The organism is Vogesella fluminis (assembly GCF_014652335.1).
In the GTDB taxonomy this organism is placed as follows: domain Bacteria; phylum Pseudomonadota; class Gammaproteobacteria; order Burkholderiales; family Chromobacteriaceae; genus Vogesella; species Vogesella fluminis.
Map to the genome: position 1 here is coordinate 16805 of NZ_BMYP01000035.1, position 14551 is coordinate 31355.

At 64.9% G+C, this 14551-nt stretch carries 13 protein-coding genes; 10 read left to right on the forward strand and 3 right to left on the reverse strand.

What is annotated here, in order from left to right:
* Nucleotides 1-302 precede the first annotated feature (302 nt).
* The 8 genes from IE083_RS12575 to IE083_RS12610 all read left to right on the forward strand — a co-directional run bounded on the left by IE083_RS12575 (nt 303) and on the right by IE083_RS12610 (nt 9232).
* Complete coding sequence (locus tag IE083_RS12575) at nt 303-1466, forward strand: DegT/DnrJ/EryC1/StrS family aminotransferase (RefSeq protein ID WP_189354040.1); 1164 nt, start codon at nt 303-305, stop codon at nt 1464-1466.
* A complete protein-coding gene (locus tag IE083_RS12580) occupies nt 1466-2146 on the forward strand; it encodes a sugar transferase (RefSeq protein WP_189354042.1) in 681 nt (226 codons plus the stop codon). Before IE083_RS12575 ends, IE083_RS12580 begins: the two co-directional genes overlap by 1 nt.
* A gap of 38 nt (nt 2147-2184) precedes the next feature.
* Entirely contained in the window at nt 2185-4074 is a 1890-nt protein-coding gene (locus IE083_RS12585; protein ID WP_189354045.1) for a polysaccharide biosynthesis protein, read from the forward strand.
* Nucleotides 4075-4367: 293 nt separating this feature from the next.
* Nucleotides 4368-5681 (forward strand): dicarboxylate/amino acid:cation symporter, encoded by a 1314-nt coding sequence (locus IE083_RS12590; RefSeq protein ID WP_189354048.1) that lies wholly within the window; start codon nt 4368-4370, stop codon nt 5679-5681.
* Nucleotides 5682-5741: 60 nt separating this feature from the next.
* On the forward strand, nt 5742-5987 hold the full coding sequence (locus tag IE083_RS12595) for a DUF2164 domain-containing protein (RefSeq protein WP_189354051.1): 246 nt from the start codon (nt 5742-5744) through the stop codon (nt 5985-5987).
* 71 nt (nt 5988-6058) lie between these two features.
* Nucleotides 6059-6970: a LysR substrate-binding domain-containing protein gene (locus IE083_RS12600; protein ID WP_189354054.1), complete on the forward strand. Its 912-nt coding sequence runs from the start codon at nt 6059-6061 to the stop codon at nt 6968-6970.
* A 192-nt stretch (nt 6971-7162) separates the two neighbouring features.
* Nucleotides 7163-8566, forward strand: a complete 1404-nt coding sequence (gene aspA, locus IE083_RS12605; RefSeq protein ID WP_189354056.1) for an aspartate ammonia-lyase — start codon at nt 7163-7165, stop codon at nt 8564-8566.
* A gap of 315 nt (nt 8567-8881) precedes the next feature.
* The gene (locus IE083_RS12610; protein WP_189354058.1) at nt 8882-9232 is read left to right on the forward strand and encodes a hypothetical protein; all 351 of its coding nucleotides are present in this window, start codon (nt 8882-8884) and stop codon (nt 9230-9232) included.
* Between the two features lie 74 nt (nt 9233-9306).
* Here the strand turns inward: IE083_RS12610 and IE083_RS12615 are convergent, their stop codons facing one another.
* Both IE083_RS12615 and ubiD read right to left on the reverse strand, forming a co-directional pair.
* Complete coding sequence (locus IE083_RS12615) at nt 9307-9666, reverse strand: YggL family protein (protein ID WP_189354061.1); 360 nt, start codon at nt 9664-9666, stop codon at nt 9307-9309.
* Nucleotides 9667-9749: 83 nt separating this feature from the next.
* Nucleotides 9750-11225, reverse strand: a complete 1476-nt coding sequence (gene ubiD, locus IE083_RS12620) for a 4-hydroxy-3-polyprenylbenzoate decarboxylase (protein WP_189354074.1) — start codon at nt 11223-11225, stop codon at nt 9750-9752.
* A gap of 319 nt (nt 11226-11544) precedes the next feature.
* Between ubiD and IE083_RS12625 the strand changes: the two genes are divergently transcribed.
* Together IE083_RS12625 and IE083_RS12630 are read left to right on the forward strand one after the other, a co-directional pair.
* The gene (locus IE083_RS12625; protein WP_308426746.1) at nt 11545-12615 is read left to right on the forward strand and encodes a PLP-dependent cysteine synthase family protein; all 1071 of its coding nucleotides are present in this window, start codon (nt 11545-11547) and stop codon (nt 12613-12615) included.
* 25 nt (nt 12616-12640) lie between these two features.
* Nucleotides 12641-13726: a VanZ family protein gene (locus tag IE083_RS12630; protein WP_189354062.1), complete on the forward strand. Its 1086-nt coding sequence runs from the start codon at nt 12641-12643 to the stop codon at nt 13724-13726.
* Here IE083_RS12630 and IE083_RS12635 read toward each other — a convergent pair.
* Complete coding sequence (locus IE083_RS12635) at nt 13704-14348, reverse strand: pyrimidine 5'-nucleotidase (protein ID WP_189354065.1); 645 nt, start codon at nt 14346-14348, stop codon at nt 13704-13706. The genes IE083_RS12630 and IE083_RS12635 overlap by 23 nt on opposite strands.
* Nucleotides 14349-14551 lie beyond the last annotated feature (203 nt).

Consider the following 14551-nt stretch of genomic DNA (forward strand, 5'->3'; position numbering starts at 1 on the left):
TTTGAACTGCCGTTTTCCGCGCGGCGGCGGCTTACTTTCTTTTGCTTCGCCAAAAGCGTAGCCCGGATAAGCCGTAGGCGCATCCGGGGCAGGATGGCGTGTGTTGGCGGCAGGTGACGCGGGTTTCCCGGATGCGCTGCGCTTATCCGGGCTACGGGTTTGGCGCGTCGCAGACGTTGCGGCCAACGTTTCTGGTTTCAAGGTAGGTCGGGTTAGCGCAGCGTAACCCGACAAGGTTGGCCGCAAGCAAGAATGATGAACCGGCGGGGATAACCGGCCGGAATGAACGAAAGACAAAAGTAATGACTGAACAGAAATTTTTACCCTTCGCCCTGCCTGACATCGGCGAAGACGAAATCAACGAAGTGGTCGATGCGCTGCGTTCCGGCTGGGTAACCACCGGTCCGAAGACCAAGCAGTTCGAGGCCGATTTTGCGGCGTTTATCGGTGACGGCGTGGAAGCCATTGCGGTGAACTCCGCCACCGCCGGCCTGCATCTGGCGCTGGAGGCGGTGGGGGTGAAAGAGGGCGACGAGGTGATCGTGCCCAGCTACACCTTTACCGCCACCGCCGAGGTGGTGCGCTACCTCGGCGCGCATCCGGTGATCGTGGATGTCGATCCGGTGACCTTCAACATCCGCCCGCAGGCGATCCGTGCCGCGATCACGGCCAAGACCCGCGCCATCATGCCGGTGCACTTTGCCGGCCTCGCCTGCGACATGGACGCGATCATCGCCATTGCCCACGAGCATGGGCTGAAGATCGTCGAAGATGCCGCCCACGCGATGCCGACGTATTACAAGGGCAAGTTGATTGGCACGCTGGATTCCGACGTCACCGTGTTCAGCTTCTACGCCAACAAGACCATGACCACCGGCGAGGGTGGCATGGTGGTGTCCAAAAACAAGGACATCATCGCCCGCTGCAAGGTGATGCGCCTGCACGGCATCAGCCGCGACGCCTTCGACCGCTACACCTCCAAGACCCCGGCCTGGTACTACGAGGTAGTCGCCCCCGGCTACAAGTACAACATGCCGGATACTGCCGCGGCGATGGGCATCCACCAGCTGAAGAAGATCAATGCCTTCCTGGCCAAGCGCGAAGCCCTGGCCGCACGCTTCGACCGCGAGCTGGCCGATCTGCCACTGATCCTGCCGGCACGCCCGCAGGATGCCGGCAGTACGCACGCCTGGCATTTGTACCCGGTGCGCCTGAAGCCGGAAGCCGGCATCAGCCGCGACGATTTCATCGCGCGCATGGCGGAGCTGGGCATCGGCTGCTCGGTGCACTTCATCCCGCTGCACCGCCAGCCGGTATGGCGCGACGGCTACAGCCTCAAGCGCGAAAGCTTCCCGGTAGCCGATGCGGCGTTCGAGGCCGAGGTGACGCTGCCGCTGTACACCCGCATGACGGATGACGATCAGAGCCGTGTGATTGCCGCGGTGCGTGAAGTGCTGGGCAAGTGATGAGCGACAAGCCAGAAAACAAGCAAGGTGTAGAGGGCAGCGTGGATACGTTGCGGCCAACGTTGGCCGCATCCCACGGCTCGCCGACCGTCAAGCGCCTGTTCGATCTGCTGGCGGTGCTGTGCGGGCTGTGGCTGATCTGGCCGCTGCTGCTGGCCATCGCGTTGTGGGTGAAGCTGGATTCGCCCGGCCCGGTGTTCTTCCGCCAGGTGCGGGTAGGGCACGGCGGGCAGCTGTTCCGCATCCACAAGTTCCGCACCATGCAGATCAATGCCGAAGCCTCCGGCCAGCTGACGGTGGGCGCCGACGCCCGCGTCACCCGCGCCGGGCGCCTGCTGCGCAAGACCAAGCTCGACGAGCTGCCGCAGCTCTTGGACGTGCTGTTCGGCGACATGAGTCTGGTCGGACCGCGGCCGGAGGTGCCGAAGTACGTGGCACACTATCCGGCGGCGGTGAAGGAGATCGTGCTGTCGGTACGCCCCGGCATTACCGACTGGGCGTCGATCCGCATGATCGACGAGAACGAAATCCTCGGCAAAGCGGTGGATGCGGAGAAGATGTATGTCGAATCGATCCTGCCGCAGAAGCTGGATTACTACGTGCAGTACGCGCGCAGCTACACGCTGTGGGGCGATGTGCTGATCATCGTCGCCACCTTGCTGAAGATCGTGTCGCGTTGAGTTTTCGGTCGCAGCCTGCGGCCAACCTTGGGAACAACATGCTGGAAAAACTGCTGTCCTTCTCGCGCCACCACAAGATGGCGCTGCTGATGCTGCTGGATGCATTGCTGCTGCCGCTGGCGCTGTGGAGCGCGGTGCTGCTGCGCCTGGGCGGCAACTGGGACCCGAAGCTGGACCCTTACCTGTGGATTTTCGCGGTGCCGCCGCTGTGGGTGCTGCCCATCTTCATCAAGCTCGGCCTGTACCGCGCGGTGCTGAAATTCCTCGACGACCGCATCGTCTACACCGTGTTCGTCGGCGTGTCGCTGTCGGTGCTGCTGCTGATGGCGGTGATCCTGATGGCCGGCATCGCGCCGTTCCCGCGCACCGCCATCGTGATCTTCTGGGTGTTCGCGATGGCCTATATCGGCGGTAGCCGCTTCTTTTTGCGCGGCATCGTGCGCCGCATCGACGCGCTGGACGCGCCGCGGCGGCCGGTGATCATCTACGGCGCCGGCCGGGCCGGGCTGCAGCTGATGGCGGCCCTGCACGAGGGGCGTGAGTACCGGCCGCTGGCCTTTGTCGATGATAACCCGCAGCTGTGGCGCCGCACCTTCCGCGGCCTGACGGTGCACGATCCGCTGACCCTGCCGCAACTGCTGCAGGACAGCGGCGCCGAGGCCATCCTGCTGGCGATGCCGTCGGCCAGCCGCGGCCGCCACCGCCAGATCTTGGAGCAGCTGGAAACGCTGCACGTGCCGATCAAGCGCCTGCCGGGCATGGCCGATCTGGTGTCCGGCGAGGTGCGGGTGGAAGAGCTGCGCGAGGTGGAGATCGACGACGTGCTCGGCCGCGACCAGGTGCCGCCGCAGCCGGAGCTGCTGGCCGCCAATATCCGCGGCAAGGTGGTGATGGTCACCGGCGCCGGCGGCTCCATCGGCGCCGAGCTGTGCCGCCAGATCGTGAAAAACCGTCCGGCGCGCATCGTGCTGTTTGAGTTGAGTGAATACGCGCTGTACGCGATCGACCAGGAGCTGGCGCGGCTGGCGCCGGCGGTGGCGCGCACGCCGGTGCTGGGCAGCGTCACCGATACCGCGCGGCTGGCCTCGGTGCTGCGGGCGTTCGCGGTGGAGACGGTGTACCACGCGGCGGCTTATAAACATGTGCCGATGGTGGAGCACAATCCGGTGGCCGGCATCGTCAACAACGCCTTTGGTACCGACAGCTGCGCGCAGGCGGCACAGGACGCCGGCGTCGCCACCTTTGTGCTGATTTCTACTGATAAAGCGGTGCGGCCCACCAACGTGATGGGTGCCAGCAAGCGCCTGGCCGAGCTGACGCTGCAGGCGCGCCACGCCGCCGGCAGCCGCACCCGCTTCGTGATGGTGCGCTTCGGCAACGTGCTGGGCAGCTCCGGCTCGGTGGTGCCGCTGTTCAAGCAGCAGATCGCCAGCGGCGGGCCGGTGACGCTGACCCACCCCGACATCACCCGCTACTTCATGACCATCCCCGAGGCGGCGCAGCTGGTGATCCAGGCCGGCGCGATGGGCGAGGGCGGCGACGTGTTCGTGCTGGACATGGGTGAGCCGGTGAAGATCATCGATCTGGCGCGGCGCATGATCCACCTGTCCGGGCTGGAGGTGCGCGACGACTACCACCCGCACGGCGACATCGAGATCCGCTGCACCGGGCTGCGTCCGGGCGAGAAGCTGTACGAGGAGCTGCTGATCGGCGACGGCGTTCTGGCCACCGACCATCCGCGCATCATGCGGGCGCAGGAGTACCACCTGCCGCCGGCGCAGCTGGCCGGCCATCTGGTGGCCCTGCGCAGTGCCTGCGCCGCGCTGGACGCGCCGCGTGCCTTTGCCGAGCTGCAACAGGTGGTGCACGAGTTCAAGGCGGCGGCGCACACCGCCGACTGGGTGGCGCAGGCCGGCAGCGGCGACTGAAGTAGCCCTGTCATCACACCGCCCGTCATGCCAGCCATGACGGGCGGTTTTTTTATCGCCGTGCAACGGCGGCGGGCGTTCGGAAATCCGGACGCAAACCGGCCGCTTGTCCGGATTACCGTTGCCCTTGCCGGTGTTGCCGATTTATTGCCTTGCAAATCATGGTGTTGGCCATGGCCGGAACTGGCATGGTGCATGCTATAGCGCAGTCCAACGGCACGTCCAGATGCCGGCACACCGGGCCCGCCCGGTTCCACGAAAGTGTTATTGACCCTCATATGCATGGAGTCCACGTGAAACTCAATCGACTGACAACGATGATCCTGGCCGCGATGGTGCTGGGCATCATCACCGGTTACGGCTGGCACCAGCTGGCCGGCAGCCCGGAAGCGATCAAATCCTTCGCCGACCAGCTGTCCATTCTTACCGATATCTTCCTGCGTCTGATCAAGATGATCATCGCGCCGCTGGTGTTCTCCACACTGGTGGTGGGTATTGCGCGCATGGGTGACTCCGCCACCGTTGGCCGCATCGGCGCCAAGGCGATGGGCTGGTTCGTCACCGCGTCGCTGGTGTCGCTGCTGCTGGGCCTGGTGATGGTGAACCTGCTGAAACCGGGTGTCGGCCTCGGCCTGCCGCTGCCGGACGTGACCGCCAGCTCCGGCATCGAGAAGAGCGCACTGACGCTGAAGGACTTCATCACGCACCTGATTCCGAAGAGCGTATTCGACGCGCTGGCCAAGAACGAGATTCTCGCCATCGTGGTGTTCTCGCTGTTCTTCGGCACCGGCGCCGCCGCCATCGGCGACAAGGCCCGTGGCCTGATCGACGCCATCGACGCGGTGGCCCACATCATGCTGAAGGTCACCGGCTACGTGATGAACTTCGCGCCGTTCGCGGTGTTCGCGGCGATCGCCGGCATGGTGGCGAAAGAGGGCCTGGGCATCCTGTCCACCTACGGCAGCTTCATGGCGCAGTTCTACCTGTCGCTGGGTCTGTTGTGGCTGGCCTTGCTGGGCATGGGCGCCATCTTCCTGAAGGGCCGCGTCATCGAGCTGCTGCGCGCCATCCGCGAGCCGGCGCTGCTGGCCTTCTCCACCGCCAGCTCCGAGGCCGCCTATCCGAAGACGCTGGACCGCCTGAAGCGCTTCGGCTGCTCCGACCGCATCGCCAGCTTCGTGCTGCCGATGGGCTACTCGTTCAACCTCGATGGCTCGATGATGTATTGCACCTTCGCCGCCATCTTCATCGCCCAGGCCTACGGCATCGATCTGACGCTGTCGCAGGAAATCACCATGCTGCTGATCCTGATGGTGACCTCCAAGGGCATGGCCGGCGTGCCGCGCGCGTCGCTGGTGGTGATCGCCGCCACCCTGGCGCAGTTCAACATTCCGGAAGCCGGCCTGCTGCTGCTGCTGGGCGTCGACCACTTCCTGGACATGGGCCGTTCCGCCACCAACGTGCTGGGTAACGCCATCGCCTCCTGCGTGGTGGCCAAGACCGAGAAGGAACTGACCGCCGCCCTGCCGCAACTGGACGAGGATGACGATATCGATCCGCAGGGCCGCGACGTCGAGCTGCAACCGGCAATGGCCAAGCAGGGCTGATAGACTGCGCGTTTTGCGCTGCTGCCGTCCGGCGGCGGCGCGTCATTCCGGAGTCTTGCCATGAGTCGCGACGAACGTTTCCTCAGCCACGCCCAGCTTGCCGAGCTGGCCCCCGCGCTGCAGCGCCAGCTGGACAGCGAGTTCGGGGTGGAGCTGGGCGCGTTCGACGCGCAGTCGCTGCTGTTGTTCGTCGCCGGGCGTATCGGTCCGGCGATCTACAACCGCGCACTGGCCGACGCCCGCAGCGCGCTGGATGCACGGATGGAATCGCTGCAGTCGGCATTGTGGGAGCTGGAGCGCGACTGAAGCGCATCCGTTGATGTCATGAAAAAGGTTGGCAGAGCGATTACGCTGCAGGCCATTGCAGGAGGTGTGCTATGGAAACCCGCTGGCTGGAAGACTTTCTGGTATTGGCCGAGACCGGCAGCTTTACCCGCTCCGCCGAATTGCGCCACCTGACGCAACCGGCGTTCTCGCGCCGCATCAAGGCGCTGGAAAGCTGGCTGGGCGCCGACCTGATCGACCGCACCACCTGGCCGACGCGGCTGACGCCGGCCGGCGAGCTGCTGCTGGACAAGGCGCGGCAGCTGGTCGGCGAGCTGTCCAGTACCCGCACCCTGCTGCGCGGCCTGCACGCGGCGGACGGTACCACGCTGACGCTGGCGGTGCCGCACACGCTGTCGTTCGGCTTCGTGCCGGGCTGGCTGGCGGACGAGCGCGCGGCGCTGGGCGAGGTGTCGTGGCGCCTGCTGGCGCACAATGTGCACGACGCGGTGGTGGCGCTGGTGGAGGGCAATGCCGACCTGCTGCTGTGTTACCACCATCCGCGCCATCCGGTGGAGCTGAGCGCCGGCCGCTATCCCGGCCTGCGCCTGGGCAGCGAGATGCTGGGGCCGTTCGCGCGCGCGCTGGCGGACGGCCAGCCGCAGTGGCAGCTGCCCGGCAGCAGCGCCGCGCCGCTGCCCTTCCTCGGTTACGGCCCGAACGCCTATTTCCGGCGCATGACCGACCTGATCCTGGAGCGGGCGCCGGCGGTGTGCGCGCTGCGGCAGTGTTTCGAGACCGACATGGCCGAGGGGCTGAAGGCGATGGTGCTGGAAGGGCACGGCGTCGCCTTCCTGCCGCACAGCGCGGTGCAGCGCGAGCTGGCGGCCGGCCAGTTGTGTGCCGCCGGTGGCGAGCAGTGGACCCTGCCGATGGAGATCCGCGTCTACCGCGACGCACGGCGCGAGCTGCCGGCGCTGGATGCGCTGTGGCAACAGCTGGCGGCGCGCTATCCGGCGGTGTAGCACGGCGAGATCCACTATTGCGGCCAACCTTGGCGCAAGGTTGGCCGCATGTTCTTGGTTTTTGATCGCGCGTTGGCAGCACGATGGCCGATCATGCAAATCCTGCATCATCCCATCGCCATTCGGAATTGGTCGGGGCGGTCACGGCGGCGCTACAGTGGCGGCCATCCTTCCTCACACAAGAACACCACCATGTCGACCCGTCTTGAACACGATCTGCTCGGCGACCGCGAGGTCCCGGCCCACGTTTACTGGGGTGTGCATACCCTGCGCGCCATCGAGAACTTCCCGATTACCGGCCAGACCATCGCCGGTTACGGCGACCTGATCCGCGCGCTGGCGGTGATCAAGCAGGCGGCGGCGCAGGCCAACCACCAGCTCGGCCTGCTCGGCACCGTGCACAAGGACGCCATCGTGCTGGCGTGCGAGGAAATCCGTGGCGGCAAGCTGCACGAGCAGTTCGTGGTCGACGTGATCCAGGGCGGCGCCGGCACCTCCACCAACATGAACGCCAACGAGGTGATCGCCAACCGCGCGCTGGAGATCCTCGGCCACGGCAAGGGCGAGTACCAGTACCTGCACCCGAACGAGCACGTGAACATGGGGCAGAGCACCAACGATGTATACCCGACCGCGCTGCGTCTGGCGACGTTCTGGGGCGTGCAGCGCCTGCTGGCGGCGATGGCGCGGCTGCGCGACAGCTTCGACGACAAGGCCGACGAATTCTCCGACGTGCTGAAGATGGGCCGCACCCAGCTGCAGGACGCGGTACCGATGACGCTGGGGCAGGAGTTCCGCACCTACGCGGTGATGCTGGGCGAAGACGAGCAGCGGCTGTACGAAGCCAGCGCGCTGATGCTGGAGATCAACCTCGGCGCCACCGCCATCGGCACCGGCATCACCGCCCATCCGGACTACACGCCGCTGGTGTGCGAGAAGCTGTCGGTGCTGACCGGCATCGCGCTGCAGACGGCACCGAACCTGATCGAGGCGACCCAGGACTGCGGCGCCTTCGTGCAGCTGTCCGGGGTACTGAAGCGCGTGGCGGTGAAGCTGTCCAAGAGCTGCAACGACCTGCGCCTGCTGTCGTCCGGGCCGCGCGCCGGCCTCGGCGAGATCAACCTGCCGGCACGCCAGGCCGGTTCGTCCATCATGCCGGGCAAGGTCAACCCGGTGATCCCGGAGGTGGTGACCCAGGTGGCGTATGAAGTGATCGGCAACGACATGACGGTCACCATGGCGGCGGAAGCCGGCCAGCTGCAGCTGAACGCCTTCGAGCCGGTGATCGCCTACAGCCTGTTCCGCAGCGTCAGCCACCTGAGCGCGGCCTGCGACACGCTGCGCGAAAACTGCGTGGTCGGCATCACCGCCAACCGCGACTACCTGCTGGACACCGTGCACCGTTCCGTCGGTCTGGTGACGGCGCTGAACCCCTACATCGGCTACGCCGCCGCCACCGAAGTGGCGACCGAGGCGCACACCAACGGCGGCAGCGTCTACGACATCGTGCTGCGTCGCGGCCTGCTGACGCGCGAGCAGCTGGACAAGCTGCTGCAGCCGGAGGCGCTGACCAGCCCGCGCTGGGTTACGCTGTAAGTTTGCAGGTCCCTTTAGAACGTATTCACGATCTGCTGCGCGTCGGCGATACCGCGTTGAAAACGCCTTCGGAATGCTCATTTACGACTTGTAAACTCCGCTTCCTCAGGCGTTTTCGCCTTGTCCCGCTCTAGCTCGCGAGATCGTGAACACGTTCTTAATAGGGCGTCGCCGTGCGGTTTGCCGCAGGGGGCGTCTTTTTTTGTGCCGATTCGATGGGGGCGGGCAACGGAGGGGGCGATGTGACGAAGGGCCTTGGCAAGGCGGCGGAAGCGGTTTATACCGGTTTTGTGCATTGCACAAAAAGGAGGTCCCATGATCCAGCCCCTGTTGCCCTTGCTGCTGGCGGTCAACACCGTGTTGCCGGCGCTGTGCCGCCGCCAGTATCGCAGCAGCTTTGCCCTGTGGCATTCGCTGCTGTTTTTCGGCTGGCGCACCCTGCAGTCCGGTGCGCCGTGGCCGCAGCAGTACCAGCGCCTGCAACGCCGCGGCGAGGCCGACTGGCTGGCGTGGCAGCACGAACAGCTGGCGCTGTGCCAGACGCTGGCCGCGGCCGGCGACCCGGCGCCGCTGTGCGGCCAACCTTCGTCACGTGCGCCGCGGCTGTACCGGCATCTGGCCGACGGCCTGCTGCTGTATGCGCGGCGCCGGCTGACCGCGCCCTGACGCGGATAGAAAACGGCATGGAAAAAGCCTCCGCAGGCGGAGGCTTTTTCATGGTGCCAGGCTTGGCCGCAGCCTTACCAGGCGCTGTGCCACACGTCCAGCAGCTCGCTGCATTCCACATCGCTGACTTCGGCGCGTGCCTGCAGCCAGGCATTCAGCGCGCTGCGCATCTCGGCGGTGACCGCCACGCCGTTGATCGGGAATACGATGCCGTCCAGCTGGCCGTCGCTGAAGTGGCCGCCGAAGCTGACACCGTGCTGCTCGACCGCGTCCAGCCAGGCATCCAGCAGGCCGTCGTGGGCGCCGGCAGCGGCGTCTTCTTTCAGGTTGGCGATCACGGTAAAGCCCAGTTCCTGGAACTCACCAACGCGCAGCTTCTTGCGCTGGCGGGGTTTCAGGCGTTTCAGGCGCTGGCGGGAATTGGCATTAATCATGGTGGGATCTCCAGGGTAAGTACGGACAGGGCGCGATGATAACGCGCCCCGTCCGGGGAAACACAATTATTTGCGGCGGTGTGTCAGAGGCCCAGCTGCTGCCACAGCTCGTCCACCCGCTGGCGGGTGCCGGCATCCATCACGATCGGGGTGCCCCATTCGCGGCTGGTTTCGCCCGGCAGCTTGTTGGTGGCGTCCAGCCCCATCTTGCCGCCCAGCCCGGAGATTGGGCTGGCAAAGTCCAGGTAGTCGATCGGCGTGTGCTCGATCAGCGTGGTATCGCGCACCGGGTCCATGCGCGTGGTAATGGCCCAGATCACCTCTTTCCAGTCACGCGTATTCACGTCGTCGTCGACCACCACGATGAACTTGGTGTACATGAACTGGCGCAGGAAGCTCCAGCAGCCCATCATCACGCGCTTGGCGTGGCCGGGGTACTGCTTCTTGATGGACACCACCGCCATGCGGTAGCTGCAGCCTTCCGGCGGCAGGTAGAAGTCGACGATCTCCGGAAACTGCTTCTGCAGGATGGGCACGAACACTTCGTTCAGCGCCACGCCGAGGATGGCCGGCTCGTCCGGCGGTTTGCCGGTGTAGGTGCTGTGGTACACCGGGTTCTCGCGCATGGTGATGCGGTCGATGGTGAATACCGGGAAGCTGTCCTGCTCGTTGTAATAGCCGGTGTGGTCACCGTACGGGCCTTCCATCGCCATGTCGTTCGGGTGGATGTGGCCTTCCAGCACGATTTCGGCGCTGGCCGGCACTTGCAGGTCGGAGCCGATGCATTTCACCAGCTCGGTGCGGCTGCCGCGCAGCAGGCCGGCGAACTGGTACTCGGACAGCGTGTCCGGCACCGGCGTCACCGCGCCCAGAATGGTGGCCGGGTCGCAGCCCAGCACCACCGCGACCGGGTAGGGCGTGTCCGGGTTGGCCGCACGGAATTCGCGGTAGTCCAGCGCACCGCCACGGTGCGCCAGCCAGCGCATGATCACGCGGTTGCGGCCGATCACCTGCTGGCGGTAGATGCCGAGGTTCTGCCGCTTCTTGTGCGGGCCGCGCGTCACGGTCAGGCCCCAGGTAATCAGCGGTGCCACGTCGCCCGGCCAGCAGTGCTGGATCGGCAGGCGGGAGAGGTCCACCTCGTCGCCTTCCCATACGATCTGCTGGCACGGCGCCTTTTTCACCTCCTTCGGCGCCATCGACAGCACCTGCTTCAAGAGCGGCAGCTTGTCCCAGGCATCGCGCAGGCCCTTCGGCGGCTCCGGCTCCTTCAGATAGGCCAGGGTCTTGCCGATCTCGCGCAATTCCATCACGTCGGCCGCGCCCATGCCCATCGCCACCCGCTTGGGGGTGCCGAACAGGTTGGCCAGCACCGGGATGTCGTAGCGCTTGTCGCCCTGTTGCGGCGTTTCGAACAGCAGCGCCGGGCCGCCGGCCTTCAGCACGCGGTCACCGATTTCGGTCATTTCCAGGTGCGGCGATACCGGCACCTTGATGCGCTTGAGCTCGCCTTGCGACTCAAGCTGGGACATGAAGTCCCGCAGGTCGTGGTATTTCATGATTTTCATGATCTGATGCAAAAAGACCCTGCCATGGGAGCATGGTCATGCTTGTCGTTCAATTGCGCCATGGCAGGCATGTCGTGGCGCAAGAAGAAACCGGGCCGGGTTTTCTGGCGGTGTTGCCATCAGCACCATTCGGGCCTCTCCGTTTCGCCGGTATGCCTGCGCAGTGCAGGGCGACATCATCGCACGTTTGTGTGCTCCTGATGTGCACAGGCAGCATCAATGTATGGCGGCTGGCATGGGCGGGGTATCGCCGCTGCGGCGCTCTTTTTGCATGACTCGGGTACAATGCGCCTATTCCAAGGAGATGACGATGAGCAGCTGGGTAGCGCAGGCGGTACAAAAGATCGAGGCAGACTTCAATCGCTCCAGCGATACGCACCTGATTTCCTTGCCGCTGCCGGGCTTGCCTGGCATCCAGCTCTACTTCAAGGACGAGTCCACCCATCCGACCGGCAGCCTCAAGCACCGTCTGGCACGCTCCCTGTTCCTCTATGGCCTGTGCAATGGCTGGATCAAGGCCGGCACCAGCATCATCGAGGCGTCCAGCGGCAGTACCGCGGTGTCGGAGGCCTACTTCGCCCGCCTGCTGGGCCTGCCGTTCATCGCGGTGATGCCGCGCAGCACCTCGGCCGAGAAAATCCGTGCCATCGAGTTCTACGGCGGGCGCTGCCACCTGGTCGATGATCCGGCCACCATCTATGACGTGTCGCGGCAACTGGCGCAGCAGCTGGACGGCCATTACATGGACCAGTTCACCTATGCCGAGCGTGCCACCGACTGGCGCGGCAACAACAACATCGCCGATACCATTTTCCGGCAGATGGCACTGGAGCCGCATCCGGTGCCGGAGTGGATCGTGTGCGGCGCCGGCACCGGCGGCACCAGTGCCACCTTTGGCCGTTACGTGCGTTACCAGCGCCTGGCGACACGGGTGTGCGTGGTGGATCCGGAAAACTCGGTATTCTACGATAGCTTTTATCGCGGCCAGCGCGACCGGCAGTGCAGCGGCGGCTCCGGGGTGGAAGGCATCGGTCGCCCGCGTGTCGAGCCGTCCTTCATTCCCGGCGTGGTCGATCACATGATCCGCGTGCCGAACGTGGCCAGCTACGCCGCAGTGCATTTTCTGGAAGAGGTACTCGGGCGCAAGTGTGGCGGCTCCACCGGCACCAATTTCTACGGTGTCTGCCAGCTGGCGGCGCAGATGCAGCGTAACGGGCAGCGCGGCAGCATCGTCACGCTGCTGTGTGACGATGGCAACCGCTACCTCAACAGTTATTTCGATCCAGCCTGGCTGGCGCAGCATGGCTTTGACATCGCGCCATGGCTGACGCGCTATCGCCGCCTCTTTCATGAGGGTATCTGGTCGGAGGTGCCGGCCTGAACTGCGGTCCGGCCGTGTGACACTGATGAATTCCGCCCCTGTTTCTCCCGGCGCAAGCCGCAGCCATGTTGCATTGCATGCGGCACTGATCAATGCCGCACTGATCGTATTTCTCAGTGCCTATCCGTTTACCGGCTGGCGGGATACCGGCTTGCCGCTGTTCGACTTCCTGTTCTACCCGCTGCCGTACTACACCCGTTTTTTCGACAATGCCGTCAACCTGCTGATCTACATTCCCTACGGCTTCAGCCTGGCGCTGGTGCCGCACCGCAAGTGGCAGGGCTGGGCGCTGGCGATGGTGGTGGCCAGTGTCAGCAGCGTGCTGGTGGAGACCTTGCAGCAGTTCCTGCCGCTGCGCGTCGCGTCCAATCTTGACGTGCTGTACAACACCGGCGGTGCTGCCTGCGGCGCGACACTGGCGACATTTCCGCTGTTCTCCCGTTTCTGGGCGCAGGGCAAGGCCTTGCGCCGGCGCTGGTTCGTCGGCGACAGCAGTGCCGACTACGCGCTACTGCTGATCGGGCTGTGGTTCCTGACGCAGCTGAATCCGGCGATTCCGCTGTTCGGTATGGTGGTGCTGCCGGAAGGGCTGCCGCAGCCGTATATTTCGCCGCTACAGGATCCGCAGCTGTTCCTGATGCTGATCGAAGGCGGCAGCGCGATGCTCAATCTCGCCGGCAGCCTGCTGTTCCTGACCTGCTTCCTGAGCCGGCGCCAGTATCAGCTGCGCGCCATCGCCTATTTCCTGCTGACGGTGATCGTGCTGAAGCTGGTCACCGCCGGTGCGTTGCTGAAGCCGGCGCTGTTCTTCCAGTGGGTCAATCTCAACGTCGCGCTGGGCCTGCTCGGCGGCCTGTTGCTGGTGTGGGTGGTGACGCGCGGCCAACGTTGGCCGCAAACCGTGGGCGCCATGCTGTGCCTGCTGCTGTCGCAGCTGGTGGTGTCGTTCTGGCCACTGTCCGGTCTGCAGTCCGACGTGTTGTCGCTGTTCCGCTGGAGTTATGGTCACCTGTTGAATATGAGCGCGCTGGTCGATCTGGTGGCCGACTTGTGGCCGTTGGCAGCATTTGCCTGCCTGCTGCTGTCGCTCAGGCAGCAGGGCCGGCGCTGACTGCCAGTCGCGGCAACTGGCTCAGGCTGCTGATGCGGTAGTCGACCCAGCACGGCTTGCGCTTCTGCTGGCTGAGCCACACCGTCCGCATGCCCAGCTGCCGTGCCGTGCGCAGGTTGGCCGCAGAATCTTCCACCATGATGCAGCGCTCGGCGGCAATGCCGCTCTGACGCAGTACCCTCCGGAAAGCGGCGACCCGCGGCTTGGGGTGACCGAAGCGTTCGATGCCGAAAACCTCCTCGAACAGATGGCCGATGCGCAGGTGTTCGATCATCGCCTCTACATAGTGTTGCGGACCGTTGGAGAACACCCACTTGCGTCCCGGCAGGCGGCTCAGCAACTGCGGTAGCTGGTTGCTGCTGTCGATCAGGGGGAGCAGCTCGGCCATGTCATGAGTGCTGCGCAGGAAATGGTCGGCGTCGATACGGTGATGCCTGACCAGGCCGCCAAGGGTCGCGCCATAACACCGCCAGTACAGCTTGCGCAGGCGGTGCGCCTCGTTTTCGTCAACCTGTAGATGCTGCATGATGTAACTGGTCATCCGTAGCGTAATCAGCGGAAAGACCTGTGCGCCGGCGTGGTGCAGGGTGTCGTCGAGATCGAAAAGCCAGTGTCGTTGCATGGGTTGATGGGTATTTGCATGTTGGATGGAGTTAGGGTGTCCAGCGTAGCAGAGCCGGTCCGGCGTGTGGTTCCGGATTTTTCAGAATTGCAGCCTATTAAAATCAATGGCTTGTGGTTTTTTCGCGAAAAACGTGCTGCCGGGTGTTGACGCCGGTGGGCGGCTTCGCTATAGTTCGCCTCCTCAGCTGACGCCGCAAACGA